Here is a 16,379-nt window from a genome sequence, read left to right as displayed (position 1 = left end):
GTTTCTTTCACGCGTTACTCTTCAATATTAATAAGTTCAAATTCGCGAGCTTAATTGCTCACATACTTTTGCCACTGCTGATGTGGCATCAAGTTTTGCTAATTGCTTGGCGCGTATTGCCAACTGTTCAATGCGTTCTGGCTGTTGTACATACGGCAACAACAATGCACAAACCGACTCTACACTTAGCTCGCTTTGTGGCAACAGTAGTGCTGCTTGCTGATCAACCAAATATGCCGCATTGGCCGTTTGATGGTCATCAACCGCATGAGGATAAGGCACAAACAACGCCATTTTTCCTGCTGCAGCAATTTCACTGACAGTCAATGCGCCAGCACGACAAATGACGATGTCTGCCCAATCATAGGCTGTATCCATATCATCAATAAATTCAGCTACTTCTGCGTTAATTTTCAACTGCGCATAGTGTTTGTTTAATTGCGCTTTATGGCCTTTACCACTTTGGTGTCTAATAGCCAATGGTAACGAGGCATCATTCATTAGTTGTGCAAATGCTTTTGGCAATGTGTCATTGAGCGCTTTTGCACCCAGCGACCCGCCAACGACTAAACAATTTACTTGCTTCGATACAGTCTTAGGGCTTAAGTTTGCCACCGAATGACGAACTGGATTGCCCACGACCTGAGCCTGCCCAAAGGCACTCGGAAAGGCCGCCAGAACTTTGTCTGCAATTTTCGACAACAATTTATTGCTCAGCCCAGCTACAGCATTTTGTTCATGGATCAGCAAAGGTGTGCCCGTCAGCTTTGCAGCAACCCCTACGGGACCCGTCACATATCCGCCCATTGCGAGTATCACATCTGGGCGGCGCTGTTTAATTACTTGCCTAGCCGAGACAATAGCTTTGATTACCATAAAAGGGGCTGTTAGAAGGCGTTTAATACCATTTCCGCGTACCCCTTTTACCTTAATAAAGTCAATCTCAAAGCCATTGTTGGGTACCACTCGGGCTTCCATACGATCTTCAGTGCCAATCCAAGAAATTTCCCAGCCTTGGGCTTTTAATTCATTCGCAACCGCGATACCTGGGAATATATGCCCCCCAGTTCCGCCTGCAGCAACCAGCAAACGTTTACTCATCGTTTACCTCCACGAGCACCACTTCTCGACGTTGCTTGCTTGCTAGCCATTTTGGTCTCAAAATCCACGCGCTGTAATACTCCTGCAGCCACTATCATCACCAATAAACTAGAACCGCCATAAGAAACAAAGGGCAAGGTTAAGCCTTTTGTCGGTAAAATCCCTGCACTAGCACCAATATTCACCATGGTTTGAAAGGCAAACCAAATGCCAATCGCCAGTGCAAAGTAGCCTTCATATTCCTTGTTTGCTTTGAGTGCCTTTTGGCCTATCAACAAAGCCCTAAACACTAAAGTGCCAAGCAGTAGGATAATACTCACCACACCAACAAAGCCCAGCTCTTCTGCAATGACTGCAAAAATAAAGTCATTATGTGCCTCTGGCAGGTATTGTAATTTTTGAACACTATTGCCCAAACCTTGACCAAACCATCCGCCTTGCCCATACGCCATAAGTGATTGAACTAACTGATATCCCTTACCGAAAGGGTCATCCCAAGGCTCTAAAAAACCTACGACTCGGGCCATTCGATAAGGCTCAAAGATGATCAGTAACACTACCAATAAAACACCAGTGAGGATCAAGGCAAAGAACTGCCACAACTTTGCCCCTGCCAAAAATAATAACCCTACGGTCGTCACAAACATGACCACCACAGTACCTAAATCTGGTTGCATCAAAATCAAAAATGCATACACCGAAAATACGGCAATAGGCTTAGCAAAGCCTTTCAAGTTCTCCTGAACTTCTTCTCGTTTACGCACTAGATAGCCCGCGATATAACTGAAGAAAAACAATTTAGCTAACTCAGCGGCTTGAATTCCCACTGGCCCGACCGGGATCCAACGCTTCGACCCATTTACCTCGCGGCCTATCAACAGCACCAGCACCAGTAACCCCAGACCAAAAAGCAGCAAATAGGGATTGCACCGTTTCCACCACGTCATAGGCGCGCTGGTGCTAATCCAGAACAACACAAACCCCATACACAAAAATGCCGCATGGCGGATGGTGATATGGTAAGGATTATTAAATAACCTTTCAGCCACCGGCATTGAAGCACTCGTCACCATCACAAATCCAACGCCCAATAAACACAACATGGCATATAACAGTGGGATGTCGTATAGCGCATTGGACTGCTTAAATTGAAAGTTTAGGTTCAGTTGTGACAGTGCTAGCATCTGGTCACCTCATCGACTAAGCGGCAAAACTCTTCGCCTCGTGCCATGTAATTTGGGTACATGTCGATACTGGCACACGCGGGGGCGAGTAAAATACAGTCACCATTGCTGGCGATGGCTTGCGCTTGTTTAACCGCATCTTCTAATGTCGCGACCAAGTGGCTGTTGCGATGCATAGATAAAAACAGCGAGCCATCTTTGCCAAAACCATATATCGCTTTGCAATATTTGCCCATAGGGCCAGCTAGTGGCGTAAGATCGGCGTCTTTTGCGTCGCCACCGACAATCAAGATGATCTTACCCTCTGTGGTCGCTAAGCTCTCCAACGCAGCAACCGTTGCTCCTACATTTGTCGCTTTAGAATCATTGAAATATTTAATCCCCTTGTAATCCGCCACAAGCTGGCAACGGTGGTCAAGCCCCTTAAATTCACTAAAGGCCTGTTCAAATGCAGCGAGTGGCAACGAAAATGGCGCAAGTAAGGCCATGACAGCCAACGCATTAAACTGGTTGTGGTTGCCTTGCAACTTCATGCACGAAACAGGTAGCAGCGCTTTACCATGAGCAGCAAAATAACGCTCACCATCATGTGTCACAAGCTGGTAATCGGCATTATCCAATGCCACGCTGACACCTAGCTGGCAGTTACTAAATGTGTTCTCATCGTTAGCGTTGAACACCAAATGCTCTGTATGCTGATAAATACGTTGTTTAGCTTCACAATATGCCGAAAAGTTTGGATAGCGATCCATATGATCTTCGGTAATGTTCAAAATCATTGCACTGGCGCATTTTAAGCTGTGAGTGGTCTCAAGTTGAAAACTAGACAACTCTAGTACAAATACATCAACATCTTGGTCTAAAAGATCCAACGCAGCGGTGCCAATGTTGCCACCGAGTCCAACTTTTATCCCAGCTTTATTCAATACTTGAGACGCCAGCGTCACAACGGTAGATTTGCCATTTGAGCCTGTCACCGCAACCACCGGCTTGTCATTTAGGCGTGCAAACAACTCAATATCACCAATCACTTCAACGCCATCGGCAATGGCTTGTGCAACAGCGGCCTCATACAGCGCGATCCCCGGACTGATAATAATCATGTCTGCGCTCGATAAACCCGCTTCAGCCAGAGGACCAAATACCGCTTCACAATCAGGCTCATTGTCAGCAAGCCACTGTGCGCCAGGCGGCACAGGACGGCTATCCACAATGCGTGGCACAATATTATGTGACAGCAGAAAACGCACTATACCTAAGCCAGTTACCCCCAGCCCAAGCACAGTAATGTTTTTATTTCTGATGGCGTTTAAATACTGCATTACCTAATCTTCAATGTTGCAAGTCCGGCAAGTACCAGAACGATAGAAATAATCCAGAAGCGCACGATAACACGGGGCTCTGGCCATCCTTTTAATTCATAGTGATGGTGTATCGGTGCCATGCGGAATATTCGTTGTCCACGTAGTTTGTATGAGCCCACTTGTAGGATCACCGACAAGGCTTCCATCACAAACACACCACCCATAATCATCAGTACTAGCTCTTGGCGAACCAAAATAGCAATAATGCCCAATGCGCCACCTAGCGCCAGTGAGCCTACGTCGCCCATAAACACTTGTGCCGGATAGGTGTTAAACCATAGAAAACCTAACCCAGCACCCACAATAGCGGTACAGACTACGACTAATTCACTGGCTAAGGGTATATGAGGAATGTGTAGATAATTTGAGAAATTCACATTACCTGTTAAATAAGCGATGATCGCCAACGCTGACGCAACCAAAATAGTGGGTACGATTGCCAACCCATCTAAACCATCCGTCAGATTTACTGCGTTTGAAGTGCCAACAATCACGAAGTAACACATCACTAAGTAAAACAGCCCGAGTTGCGGCATAACCTCCTTGAGAAACGGAACGACTAGGGTCGTTTCTGCCGCTGAACTGGAAGAAAAATACATATAGCTTGCCACTGAAATCGCAATCACCGACTGCCAGAAGTATTTCCATCTGGCTATTAGGCCTTTGCTGTCTTTTCGGATCACTTTTCGGTAATCATCGACAAAACCCACAATCCCCAAACTTCCAACCACAAACAACGTTACCCAAACGTACTTATTATCTAGATCGCCCCACAATAGCGTGCTGGTAAAAATCGCAGCTAATATCAGTAGTCCTCCCATCGTAGGAGTGCCTGATTTCGATAAGTGTGATTGTGGACCATCATCGCGTACAGTCTGACCAATTTGCATTTTCTGCAAAGCCACAATCAATTTGGGGCCAAAATATAAAGAAATGAACAGCGCCGTCAAAATTCCCAGAATCGCCCTTAGGGTCAAATATGAAAAGACATTAAAGCCACTGTAATACTGAGTTAAATATTCCGCTAACCAAACTAACATGCTGAGGCCCCATCAGTGCCTGAGTTATGGTCACTGCCTACTAATTCTTTGACTAATAATTCCATACGTGAGCTTCGTGAGCCTTTGACTAACACAGTGCATATCCCATCCTGTGTGTTTAATTTTTGCTGTAGTGCCTCTAATAAATGCTCTCTCGTTGAAAAGTGTCTTTCTGGTTGGTCAAACACGTCACTGCTGTGGCGACTTAGTACGCCCAGTGAATACAACGCATCTATACCTTGCTGTTGAGCATACTCACCAACTTCTTGATGATATTCACGCGCCTGCTCACCAAGCTCTCCCATATCACCGAGTGCTAAAATACGGTATCCAGGCATCTGCATGAGTAGATCGATGGCTGCTTTTACGGAACGCACGTTAGCGTTATAGGTATCATCTATCACGTTAAGCTTGGTAGACGCTTTAATTAGATTCACCCGCCCTTTAACTGGGGACATCCCCTCAAGCGCAGCTGCAACATCATCTAATGTCGCCCCCAGCTCGGTCGTTAGAGCAGCGGCAATGATGGCATTAGTGACATTATGCTCACCCGGCAAAGCAAGCTGTACAGGGACTTTTTCAGAATGTGTACATAGTAGAAAGCTAGCATGAGCGGTGTCGTTCAAGCGGACCTCTTCGGCCCAAATATCTAAGTTTTGGCTGCAGGAGAAGCGCTTAGTGGTTACGTCATGTAAACCCTCTTGCCACATATCAACAAATTCACAGTCGCAATTTAAAACAGCAACACCGCCACTTTTTAATCCAGAAAAAATCTCACCTTTGGCCTTTCCGACCCCCTCAATAGAGCCAAACCCTTCAATATGCGCAGGTGCGACATTGCACACAACAGCAACATCCGGACTGGTCAGTGACGTTGTATAAGCAATTTCGCCAATGTGATTCGCGCCCAGCTCAATGACTGCAAACTCATCGTCTTCACACAAACGCAGTAACGTCAGTGGTACGCCAATATCATTGTTGAAGTTGCCTTTTGTTGCCAGCACCTTACCTTTACGCGCTAAAATGGCCGCACACATCTCTTTGACGGTTGTTTTGCCAACACTGCCCGTTATCGCTATGGTTTTTGGGGCTACTTTATCAATGACCGCTTTGCCAATCTTTCCAAGTGCCAAGCGAGTGTCTGGTACAACTAATTGTGTGATATCACAAGCAACTGGTGTATCAACTATCGCGGCTATTGCACCGCTTTTTTTCGCTTCCTCAACAAACTGGTGGCCGTCAAAGTTTGGCCCCCTAAGTGCAAGAAAAACGTCATTATTATTGATGGTTCGGGTATCTGTGTTGATATTGGCAATTGCCAAATTTTTCCCATTTAAGGGAGTATCAAGTACCGCTGCAAGCCAAGCCAAATCTACTTTGATCATGCACTTTTCTCCCGTAAAACTGCTTCCACATAACGTCTGTCACAAAATGGCAGACGTTGGTCTCCAATTATTTGATAATCTTCGTGCCCTTTACCCGCAACCAACACCACACCATCTTTTGGTGTGTGTTCAATGGCATAGCGGATGGCCTCTGCCCTATCAATTTTGCACACAGCATACTGTGGATTGCTGAGTCCAGCCTTAACATCATCGATAATTTGCTTAGGGTCTTCGCTGCGAGGATTGTCACTGGTTATCACCAGTTGGTCGGCGTTGCGCTCCACCGCCTGAGCCATTAGTGGTCGTTTGCCTTTATCTCGGTCACCGCCACAGCCAAACACGCACATCACGTTGCCCGGCACATGCTGCTGTAAAGCTTGTAACGCTAACTCTAATGCTTCGGGTGTATGCGCATAATCTACAATGCAAGTTGGCTTATTAGCAACGCGAAACGCTTGCATACGACCTGCAACAGGTTGTAGCCTTTCTGCAGCGGCAAGTAACTTATCTAATGCAAAGCCTTGTGTCAGTAACGTTGCAACAGCCGCAGTTAAATTATAAATATTGAATAAACCATACAGTGGCGCACGTAGCTTACCTTTACCCCAGCTGCTGCTGATTGTGGCCTCAAAACCCAGCGCATCACACTTCACATCATCGAACCATACAAAGTTTTTAAAAGCGTGGCTCTGCGGCTTTTTACCGTATACCACTAGGTTGTTAAAAGAATACTTATTTAGCCACTGCTGTGTATATTCGTCATCAGCATTGAGTACACTGAACTTTGGTTGATGATGCTGGAATAAAGATAATTTGGCCTCGGCGTAACTTGCCATATCTGTGTGATAGTCCAGATGGTCACGAGAAAGATTAGTAAATACCGCAACATCAAAGGTCGTTTCGTTTAATCGACCTTGTACTAAACCATGAGAAGATACCTCCATTGCCACTAACTTATTGACCTGTGCGAGTTGGGCTAGGATGCGTTGCAAGTCTATGTTGGAGGGGGTGGTATTTGCAAGCGGCGTCAAGCTTTCAGGTTGCCCATAACCCAGAGTCCCGATAATTGCGGATGGGTGTTCACATTGTTTCGCCAAATTGGCAATCATAGTGGTGGTTGTGGATTTACCATTGGTGCCCGTTACGCCAACTGTGCACATTTGCGTGCTGGGATACTGATAAAACTGTGCGGCTATCTTGGCAATGTGAGCGTTCAAGTTCGGTACGCGAACTAGTAATGTTTCATCCACATCCACTTCAACTTCACTGCTTTCATCGATCAACACACAAACAGCACCGCGCTCAAGTGCGGATAAAATATAATCTTCGCCATTTTGTTGATGGCCGCGCAATGCAACAAATGCATCGCCTTCATTTACTTGGCGACTATCCAAGCGTAAATGCGCCACTACGATACCACAGCACTGTACGTTAAAGCATTTCAACACTTGGCTAATATCACGACTCATTACCAAGCTCCGAAATATAGGCTACACGCTCTTTGTCTGGCGCTACATTTAAAATACGCAATGCATTAGACATAATTTCTGCAAAAGCAGGGCCTGATGTATGACCACCATAATACACATCGCCGCCGGGTTCATTCACCATCACTACAACCGCTAAGCGAGGGTCGCTCACCGGTGCAATACCTGCAAAGTACCCCACATATTCATCACCATAGCCGCCTGCAATTGCTTTTTTTGAAGTACCTGTTTTACCAGCGGCACGATAGCCATCTACTTTAACACTCTCAGCGGTACCACCTCGCTCAAATACGGACTCCATCATCTCAACCACAGCACGAACATCTTCCTCAGCAAAAACACGCTCTCCCTCTGGTGGGCTTGTTTGCTTTAAAATTGTCAGCGGTCTTAGCACACCACCAGACCCAAATAGTGAATAAAGACGTGCTATCTGTGCGGTGCTTGCGGATACCGCGTAGCCATAGGCTAATGTTGCTATTTCAAAATCTGACCAGCGTCTGTTGGGGTAAAACAATCCGCTACTTTCTCCCACCATCATAGTGCCAGTATCTTCACCAAAACCCACTTTTTGATATAAGCCAACCATATAATCTTTGGGCAGCATTTGACTGATTTTTGCCACTCCCATGTTACTGGATATCTTCAATATCTCACGCAACGTCATCTCGCCATTGTTACGCGTATCTTGTACTAAACTGCCCCCTAAGCGCATCCATCCAGGATAGGTATCAACCGTGTCTTGAGCTTCAATTGCGCCATAATCAAGACCCGCCAGTACAGCCAGTGGTTTGAGTGTTGAGCCAGGTTCAAATAAATCGGTGATGGCTCGATTTCTACGTTTATAAGGTGCAGCATCACTCATATCATTGGGGTTAAAACTTGGGCTGTTAACCATTGCCAGCACTTCCCCAGTTTTAACATCAACGACCATCGCTGAGCCTGAGGTCGCTTTATAACTGAGCACCGCACTTTTGAGCGCACGATAAGCAATGGCTTGAATACGTAAATCAATACTCAGCTCGATGTTTTCAGGTTCCACGCGCTGCTCTTCGGAGAGCACCTGTACTTCTCGACCTTGTGCATCCTTACGAATGGTGCGCTTACCTTCAGCGCCAGTGAGTGCAGTTTCAAATAAACGTTCAACGCCCTCAATACCTTTACCATCAATGTCAGTAAAACCAAGTATGTGAGCGGTTACCTCACCACTTGGATAGAAACGTTTTGACTCATCAAGTAAATGAATACCTGGCAGCCCAAGTTGACGAATATAATTAGCAACCGCCGGAGTGACTTGACGCTTTAAATACACAAAGCGCCTGCTGGGATCGTTGCGCAAGCGTGTATCTACATCCGAGTTTTTGATTTGTAGTACATCCGCCAATTCACGCCAACGTAATTCGTTTTCGTACCATTGTTGTTTACGGCGCGCCATTTCCTGTTCGTTATCAGCCAGCGCTTTGTGGTCTTCACCATTTTTACGTGCCGTTTTTAACACTTTTTTGGCGATTGATTTATCCAACGCTAATGGGTCCGCATAGACACTAACCACAGGCACGCTCACGGCAAGCTCCTTGCCGTTGCGGTCAAAGATCATGCCCCGTTGTACTTTGAGCTTTTCTACCCTTACCGTACGTTTGGCATTCTCTTCACGCGCTTTATCTGGCTCTATCACCTGCAAATAGGCGGCACGTGCCACAAGTGTAATAAATACCAAAACTAATAAACAACACACCAGAGCAAAACGCCAGGTGATTAGGCTCGTGACTATTTTTCCTCTATTGTTCACTGTAACACCACCACTTGCTCATCTTTGCTGGTTGGACGCTTCATATTGAGTTGTGTTTTGGCTATCTCCTCTATGCGCGCGTGCTGAGAGTAAAATTCCTCTTCAACAACTAGATAACGCCACTCTAAATCTAATTCATCCCGTTGTTGTAGTAATTCATCCTGACTGATCAACTGTGTCCTTGTCAGGTGCGTTACCTGAACAACCGCCAAAGCAGTAACCAAAATAGATAGCAGCAAAAACAGGGTCAACTTGTTTGCAAGTAACCCCTGAATGATCTCAACGAATAGCTTTGGCTGTCTGTCTATATGTTTGTTCATTAAAGCTTTTCCGCCACTCTTAACACTGAGCTTCTTGCCCTTGGGTTTTCCGCGACCTCTTTTGCGCTTGGTTTAATGGCTTTGCCCACTGCCTTTAACGTCAGATTTTGTTTAAGTTGTGCATCAGTTAAAGGCAGACCTCTGGGCATCGCTTCTCCCTTACTCTGCTTCTTGATGAACTGTTTCACAATTCTGTCTTCCAGTGAATGAAACGAGATCACCACCAAACGTCCTCCTGGCTTCAACACCTCTAAAGACGCCTGTAATGCGGTTTGAATTTCTTCCAATTCGCTGTTGATATAAATACGGATAGCTTGAAAAGTACGCGTTGCAGGGTGCTTATGCTTGTCCTTCACTGGCACAGCGTCATCAACTAATTCAGCAAGCTGCTTAGTCGTTGTAATAGGAGTGTGAACGCGCGTTTCCACGATTTTATGTGCAATACGGCGACCAAATTTTTCTTCACCGTACTTTTTAATCACAAATGTAATGTCTTCCAGATCCGCCTCAGCAAGCCACTGTGCGGCACTGCGCCCCGAACTTGGATCCATACGCATATCCAGCGGGCCATCATGCATAAAGCTAAAGCCTCGTTGTGCATCATCTAACTGCGGAGAAGACACTCCTATATCAAGTAAAATACCGTCAACTTTCCCCAATAAACCCGCTTGCTCAGCAACCTCTTTGATATTTGAAAAGCGCGAGTGTGCTATTGAAAAGCGGCTATCATCAGCAAACTTTTTCGCAGCTTCTATGGCTTGCGGATCTTGATCGATGGCTTGTAAACGACCTTGCTCACCCAAACGTGACAAAATTTGCCCTGAATGACCACCTCGACCAAATGTGCCATCGATGTATATGCCTTGTGGATTGATTGCAAGCGCCTCTAGCGTCTCTGCCATCAATACCGACACATGTTGAAATTGCGCCGTCATGCTCAAATTTTGCCTTACTTTCTGTTACAGCGAGAAATTATCAAGTTCTGGAGAAGACTCAAATTCACCACCTCGCTCAAGCTCAGTGTCAAGTTGCATCTGTTGATGCCAACGATCTTCGTCCCAGATCTCAAACTTATTCAACAGCCCTACCAACATGATCTTCTTACTTAACCCTGCATGAGTTCGTAATGAAGGTGCTAGCAAAATGCGGCCATTCTTATCTAATTGATATTCAGTAGCGTGGCCCAGCAACATACGCTGTAAGCGCCTTGCTCTGGGATTCATATTGGATAGTTTTTGTAAGCGAGCTTCGATTTCATACCATTCGCTCATGGGGTACAACCATAAACATGGTTCGTTAATAGCAATAGTGCAGATCAGTGCGCCCTGTTCTTCTGACAGCAGTTGTTGACGATACTTCGTTGGTACCGCAAAACGCCCTTTGTCATCTAAGCTCAGTGAGCTTGCACCTTTGAACATTAAAAAACCAACCCCAACCTGCCTAGTACTCAAGATCCAATTTGATCCACTAAAAACCACTTTTTACCACAATACTACAGTCTAGGGCTTGACAGCACTTTATGTCAAGCAAATATAGGGCGGTATATGGCTTTTGAGACCAGAAAAAATGCGGGTTTCGCGAAAGTCTATGAATTCGGTGGAAAAAAGTGGGAACAATGAAAAACTACGACTTCATAACAGAAAAATTACAGGAATTTAGCAGCAGGAAAAATAAAAAATTCTTCCAAAACTGAGCAAAAATACGTCCTAACGCTCAATCTCATCAGCTAATAATTAATAAAAAACTCCCAACTACTTGGCGATAAAGCTCACAGTTTAGTATTATGCGTTGTTGTTTAATCATCGCTCTGGGTGTGATTATTTCTAATTTATCAATACCAAAACGTTTTTATCGTCTGCTATTTCTTATTTGTATCCCTGGTTTATTGGTGATACTGGCTCAGTTACTCGATGAACGTTCCGAAATACTAGAACAAAGTGAGCACCACGCACTGCTGCTTGCTCAGCATATTGTTGCAGTACAGAGCACGGAAATTAATAACACCAAGGCGTTATTACTTAAGCTCTCCCAGCAAGTGACCGTTCGTGATTTCACACAGGGCCAATGCCCTCCATTGCTGGATCATGCACAGATCCTATCAAATGATATTGCCAATATTGGCATTGTTGCATTGAATGGGCAGGTAATGTGCTCACTACAAACAGGCACACGTTCAATCAACATCAATGATAGAGATTATTTTCAAACAGTACTCTCGACTAATCAATTTGCGATAGGCCACTATCAACAGGACCGCTCTGTGCATCGCGCTACCGTCAATTTTGCCATGCCAATCTTTAATGACGCAGGGGTACTGAAAAGCGTATTGGTTGCGGTAAAACCGCTGGATAAATGGAGCCAAGCACTGGCCAAGCTGCCGCTGCCTCAAAACAGTCAGGTTATGCTCAGTGATGCAAATCACAATATCATTGCACACTCTCCCTTTAACCAAGCATTACTAGGCACCCACAGTGATGACTACTGGCCGAAGATCAATCCAAATCAAGCACAAATATTAGATGACGATAACGGGCATAGACGTATTTACTTCACTCTGCCACTTACTAAAGATAGTACTCCTAATCCATTGACAGTCCATGTTTCTCTACCGTTTGAGCAGGCCATAGCTCAGGCTAATAAAGAAGTGGCAGTCATTTTACTGCTATTTTTCCTCGCTATCGCAGTATTAATGTGGCAAGCCCACTGGAATCTGCAACGCGTTATTTTACGACCGTTGCAAAATCTCGTTGACGCGATTGAAGAGCTTTCTCAAGGTTTACCAGTGCGTTGGTCACAAAAATCACAAACCCCTGAATTTAATGCCATTGCTATGAGGTTTGAGCAAATGGCCAATATTCGCCTGAATATTGAATCTGCGCTGTCACATAAGCATGCAGAACTTAGTGCGCTGCTCGAATCTATGCCCGACAGTTACCTGCGGCTCAGTAAACAAGGCAAAGTATTAATGCGCCATGGCACATTCGCCAAGCAAGCACAGCAATTAGAGGACATGTTTCCTGAACATATCTACAAACGTTTGATGAGTGAGCTATCTAAGCTAAATGAACATAGCCATTGTCAACTTGAGTTTTCATTGCATGACAACCAAAACAGACATGTGTACGAGTGTCGTCTTAGCCCGATTACGCATTACCAACAAGCAATCGTAGTGATCCGTGATATCAGTCAGCGTAAAAAACAAGAAGAAGCCATCAACCTCGCGGCGTTAGTTTACAACAACAGTAGTGAAGGTATGGTGATCACCGATGCTAATGGGCACATTCTTGATACCAACCCGGCCTTTAGCCAAGTAACAGGATTTAAACGTTCGGAAGTGATCGGTAAAACCACGGCCATTTTAGCCTCTGGCAAACATGAGCAAGCTTTTTACGAGCAGATGTGGCAGCAACTAGACAAAGATGGCAACTGGCAAGGTGAGATAGTCAATCGCCGTAAAAATGGCGAGCTATACACCGAGTGGCTGACGATTAATAGCGTCTACAACGCCAACAATGAGCCCTATCGCCGCGTTGCAATTTTTACCGACATAACTGAAAAGAAAAAACAGGATGAATTGATCTGGCGACAAGCACACTATGACCAGCTCACTGAGCTTGCTAATCGAACCCAGCTGAAGCGCCACCTTAAAAGCAGGCTTGGGCAAAGCAAACAGGCACTGGCCATTTTGTTGCTTGATTTGGACCACTTCAAAGATATTAACGATACGCTAGGACACTTTTACGGAGACCAGCTGTTGATGGAAGTCGCTAACCGACTGACCCAACTCAGCCCTTTGTGCAGTCTGCTCTCACGCATTGGCGGTGATGAATTTGTGTTGGTCACCCGTTATTTGGATGATGAGGCACTTGCTGAACTTGCCGATAAAGTGTTGCAACAGCTACAACCAAACATCAATATTGGTAATGAATCCTGTCATATTAGTGCCAGTATCGGAATTGCCCGTGCGCCAAAAGATGGCAACACCAGTGAACACTTACTCAAAGCGGCCGACCAAGCCATGTATCAAGCCAAACAGCAGGGTCGCAGTGGCTATACATTCTTTAGCAATGACATGCGTGAGCAAGCTGAAAACCGCATGAAACTACTCAAAGACTTACGTATTGCGCAGCAACATCAACAGTTTTGTCTTTATTATCAGCCCATTGTTAACCTTAATACCCTGAATATAGAAAAAGCTGAGGCACTGATCCGCTGGCAGCACCCACAGAAAGGGTTAGTCAGCCCCGATGTATTTATTCCATTAGCCGAAGAAACACAATTGATTCATAAAATTGGCGAGTTCATTTTTGCCTCAGCTTGCCAGACTTTAGACAAGGTGAGAAAGAACGGCGAAAACTTGCAACTCAGTATCAATGTCTCTCCGGTACAGTTCACATCTAAACATTGCTACTTAAACCAATGGCATACACATCTAGAACAGCATAATTTAGCACCTCATGACATTGTGATTGAGATCACAGAAGGGCTAATGATGAATGCTCAGCCAAGAACACAGAAGAGACTCAACAACCTCACCGCACAAGGGTTCTCGCTGGCGTTAGATGACTTCGGTACAGGCTACTCGTCATTGGCTTATCTCAAGCAAATGGATACGGATTACATCAAAATTGATAAACGCTTTGTGGATGGTATTGCTGACAACAAAGATGATTTGGCCCTGTGTGAGGCCATGATCATGATGGCGCATCAGTTAGGCTTGCAAGTCATCGCAGAAGGTATTGAAACACAAGCTCAACATCAGCTCTTACAGCAAGCAGGATGTGATTTTGGGCAGGGCTATTACTACGCTAAACCTATGCCAGAAGAAAGCCTCCTCGCTTTACTATCCAATGATTAAAAATGAAAAGGCCACCCAACGGTGGCCAAGGTCCAAGGGAACTTGCTGTTTAATTCACCTCAACTGAGATTTATTACTCTTGACTAAGGCCAAGTGCTACCATCATTTTCTGGCCAATATCAACATGGTGCTGCATGGTAGAAAACTGTTTAGTAACACCTTCTGGGCCAAATGCATAAACAGGTACTGGTGCTGATGTGTGAGTACCAGTGCCCCAAACTACGCTTTGTTGAGCCGCAAGTACGCGCCCAACTTTAGCCGTAAAGTCTTCGGTGTCATACACATAGAAATCTGAGAAGTCTTCAAATTTCGGTAGCGGGTAACCATCGCTATTAAAATCTTCAGCCGCGTTCACTTTTGCAGCTTGCTCATAAGTTACGGTGTAAGGCGTGTACTTCTCAATTGCGTCTTTCCATTGTTGATCTGTGGCATTCGAGTAATCATAGCTACCATTTACTTCGCCTATCACATCGTAGAAAGTACCAGTCTGCGAATAGAGAGTATCTAATATCTCTAAACCACCGAAGTTAAACTTAGGCTTATAATCCTTACCTCTCATGCCATCACCGGGTAATGCCACAGCATCTGGTTTGTTGTGACTTGAGTAACTAAAGCCAAAACTACCTGTTTCGTGGTCTGCTGTAACAAGCACAAGTGTGTCATTGCGGTCTTTCACCCACTCATATACTGCTTCAACGGCTTCATCAAACTTTAATAGTTCATTGAGCATCCAACCGGCATCATTTGCGTGACCCGCCCAGTCAATCTGACCGCCTTCGATCATCAAGAAAAAGCCATCTTCATCCTTTGACAAGATATCAAGCGCTTTGACTGTCATCTCTTTCAACGAAGGCTGTGTACAGCTGTTATCTGCTTTACAGGCTTTATATGCGATACCATCAGCCATACCAGAGTTAGCAAATAAGCCCAGCAACTTGCTGGCATCACTATTGGCGAGTTGCGCTTTATCAAATGCTAGCGTGTAACCGTGCTGCTCTTTAGCTTCTAAAGCGATATTGCGCTCGTCACTACGTTTTGACTTTTTATAGACACTTTCAGGTGCGCCCAAATCGGCCATCACTTTTCTATCGGCTTCATCCGTGCTGATATCTGAAGGGACGAATACACGAGCACCACCGGAAAGCATCACATCTACCATGCCACTTTCTACCATCTGTACGGCAATTTCGGCTTCATAAGAACGATGTGGCTGGTGAGCGGCAAACGCAGCTGGAGTAGCATGGGTCAAACGTGTATCTGATACCAAGCCCGTAGCCTTACCCGCTTTTTTCGCTTTTTCTAAAATGGTTTCAACGATGTAGCCCTGATCATCCAAACCAATCATTTCTGAACCCGCAGCTTTACCTGTCGCCAGTTGCGTTGCAGAACATGCAGAATCGGTTACCAAACTGCCATTTTCGCCATGAGGGGCGTTCAGTGATAGGCCTAAGTGTCCATTGTTGGCAAGCTTTGATAAAGCCGTTTGATTGCTACGCGTGTTATAAGTTGAGTTAGGTGCGCGACGCGCATACTCTTCTAACAATCCAACTTGTTGAGCCCCCATGCCATCACCAATCATCAGGATGACGTTTTTCACAGAAGTGACCGGGGTAACGGGTACTTCTTTAATGACTTCAACTTCCTTAATAACTTCAACTGTTTTGGTGTCGTCGTCATTACACGCGGTGAGTAAAACAGCCGAAACGGCTACTGCCAGCAATTTTTTGTTCATTATGTTTTTCCTGTAACGTGAGCGATCAGTTGCCAAAATCGCAACTGATTAAATTGCGGCATAGTTTAAGGAACATTAATGACTTTTTAATTTCAAAAAAATGACAATTTGAGTGCAAACTC

12 protein-coding genes are annotated in these 16,379 nt (G+C 45.1%); 1 reads left to right on the top strand and 11 read right to left on the bottom strand.

The features are described 5' to 3' along the window. Positions 1-36: 36 nt before the first annotated feature. The 10 genes from murG to mraZ are packed head-to-tail and all read right to left on the bottom strand — an operon-like array spanning position 37 to position 11,085. Positions 37-1,101, bottom strand: coding sequence for an undecaprenyldiphospho-muramoylpentapeptide beta-N-acetylglucosaminyltransferase (gene murG / locus BET10_RS02340; RefSeq protein WP_070983213.1), 1,065 nt, complete (start codon positions 1,099-1,101; stop codon positions 37-39). Continuing rightward, a complete protein-coding gene (gene ftsW, locus BET10_RS02335; RefSeq protein ID WP_070983212.1) occupies positions 1,098-2,285 on the bottom strand; it encodes a cell division protein FtsW in 1,188 nt (395 codons plus the stop codon). The genes murG and ftsW overlap by 4 nt, the downstream gene beginning before the upstream one ends. Further along, entirely contained in the window at positions 2,279-3,607 is a 1,329-nt protein-coding gene (gene murD, locus BET10_RS02330; RefSeq protein WP_070983211.1) for a UDP-N-acetylmuramoyl-L-alanine--D-glutamate ligase, read from the bottom strand. The genes ftsW and murD overlap by 7 nt, the downstream gene beginning before the upstream one ends. Then, on the bottom strand, positions 3,607-4,689 hold the full coding sequence (mraY, locus tag BET10_RS02325) for a phospho-N-acetylmuramoyl-pentapeptide-transferase (protein WP_070983210.1): 1,083 nt from the start codon (positions 4,687-4,689) through the stop codon (positions 3,607-3,609). Before mraY ends, murD begins: the two co-directional genes overlap by 1 nt. Then, positions 4,683-6,074 (bottom strand): UDP-N-acetylmuramoyl-tripeptide--D-alanyl-D-alanine ligase, encoded by a 1,392-nt coding sequence (locus BET10_RS02320; protein ID WP_070983209.1) that lies wholly within the window; start codon positions 6,072-6,074, stop codon positions 4,683-4,685. Before BET10_RS02320 ends, mraY begins: the two co-directional genes overlap by 7 nt. Beyond that, positions 6,071-7,543 (bottom strand): UDP-N-acetylmuramoyl-L-alanyl-D-glutamate--2,6-diaminopimelate ligase, encoded by a 1,473-nt coding sequence (locus BET10_RS02315; RefSeq protein ID WP_070983208.1) that lies wholly within the window; start codon positions 7,541-7,543, stop codon positions 6,071-6,073. The genes BET10_RS02320 and BET10_RS02315 overlap by 4 nt, the downstream gene beginning before the upstream one ends. Next, positions 7,533-9,347, bottom strand: a complete 1,815-nt coding sequence (locus BET10_RS02310) for a peptidoglycan D,D-transpeptidase FtsI family protein (protein ID WP_070983207.1) — start codon at positions 9,345-9,347, stop codon at positions 7,533-7,535. Before BET10_RS02310 ends, BET10_RS02315 begins: the two co-directional genes overlap by 11 nt. Continuing rightward, positions 9,344-9,667 (bottom strand): cell division protein FtsL, encoded by a 324-nt coding sequence (gene ftsL, locus BET10_RS02305; protein WP_070983206.1) that lies wholly within the window; start codon positions 9,665-9,667, stop codon positions 9,344-9,346. The genes BET10_RS02310 and ftsL overlap by 4 nt, the downstream gene beginning before the upstream one ends. Beyond that, a complete protein-coding gene (gene rsmH / locus BET10_RS02300; RefSeq protein WP_070983205.1) occupies positions 9,667-10,602 on the bottom strand; it encodes a 16S rRNA (cytosine(1402)-N(4))-methyltransferase RsmH in 936 nt (311 codons plus the stop codon). The genes ftsL and rsmH overlap by 1 nt, the downstream gene beginning before the upstream one ends. A 24-nt stretch (positions 10,603-10,626) precedes the next feature. After that, the gene (gene mraZ, locus BET10_RS02295; RefSeq protein WP_070983204.1) at positions 10,627-11,085 is read right to left on the bottom strand and encodes a division/cell wall cluster transcriptional repressor MraZ; all 459 of its coding nucleotides are present in this window, start codon (positions 11,083-11,085) and stop codon (positions 10,627-10,629) included. 365 nt (positions 11,086-11,450) lie between these two features. Here mraZ and BET10_RS02290 point away from each other — a divergent pair, with 365 nt between their 5' ends. Further along, positions 11,451-14,525: an EAL domain-containing protein gene (locus BET10_RS02290; protein ID WP_240503623.1), complete on the top strand. Its 3,075-nt coding sequence runs from the start codon at positions 11,451-11,453 to the stop codon at positions 14,523-14,525. Positions 14,526-14,598: 73 nt separating this feature from the next. On the opposite strand, the gene BET10_RS02285 is transcribed toward BET10_RS02290, so the two are convergent. Next, the gene (locus BET10_RS02285) at positions 14,599-16,257 is read right to left on the bottom strand and encodes an alkaline phosphatase (protein ID WP_070983203.1); all 1,659 of its coding nucleotides are present in this window, start codon (positions 16,255-16,257) and stop codon (positions 14,599-14,601) included. Between the last annotated feature and the right edge of the window lie 122 nt (positions 16,258-16,379).

Origin of the sequence: Pseudoalteromonas amylolytica (assembly GCF_001854605.1) — a bacterium.
In the GTDB taxonomy this organism is placed as follows: domain Bacteria; phylum Pseudomonadota; class Gammaproteobacteria; order Enterobacterales; family Alteromonadaceae; genus Pseudoalteromonas; species Pseudoalteromonas amylolytica.
The sequence above is the reverse complement of the archived record's forward strand: the minus strand, read 5'-3'. Positions and strand labels throughout refer to the sequence as shown.

Bases quoted from the DNA above. Each gene is read 5' to 3' on its own strand.
- murG (WP_070983213.1), bottom strand. From the start codon at position 1,101: ATGAGTAAACGTTTGCTGGTTGCTGCAGGCGGAACTGGGGGGCATATA.
- ftsW (WP_070983212.1), bottom strand. From the start codon at position 2,285: ATGCTAGCACTGTCACAACTGAACCTAAACTTTCAATTTAAGCAGTCC.
- murD (WP_070983211.1), bottom strand. From the start codon at position 3,607: ATGCAGTATTTAAACGCCATCAGAAATAAAAACATTACTGTGCTTGGG.
- mraY (WP_070983210.1), bottom strand. From the start codon at position 4,689: ATGTTAGTTTGGTTAGCGGAATATTTAACTCAGTATTACAGTGGCTTT.
- BET10_RS02320 (WP_070983209.1), bottom strand. From the start codon at position 6,074: ATGATCAAAGTAGATTTGGCTTGGCTTGCAGCGGTACTTGATACTCCC.
- BET10_RS02315 (WP_070983208.1), bottom strand. From the start codon at position 7,543: ATGAGTCGTGATATTAGCCAAGTGTTGAAATGCTTTAACGTACAGTGC.
- ftsL (WP_070983206.1), bottom strand. From the start codon at position 9,667: ATGAACAAACATATAGACAGACAGCCAAAGCTATTCGTTGAGATCATT.
- rsmH (WP_070983205.1), bottom strand. From the start codon at position 10,602: ATGACGGCGCAATTTCAACATGTGTCGGTATTGATGGCAGAGACGCTA.
- mraZ (WP_070983204.1), bottom strand. From the start codon at position 11,085: ATGTTCAAAGGTGCAAGCTCACTGAGCTTAGATGACAAAGGGCGTTTT.
- BET10_RS02290 (WP_240503623.1), top strand. From the start codon at position 11,451: ATGCGTTGTTGTTTAATCATCGCTCTGGGTGTGATTATTTCTAATTTA.
- BET10_RS02285 (WP_070983203.1), bottom strand. From the start codon at position 16,257: ATGAACAAAAAATTGCTGGCAGTAGCCGTTTCGGCTGTTTTACTCACC.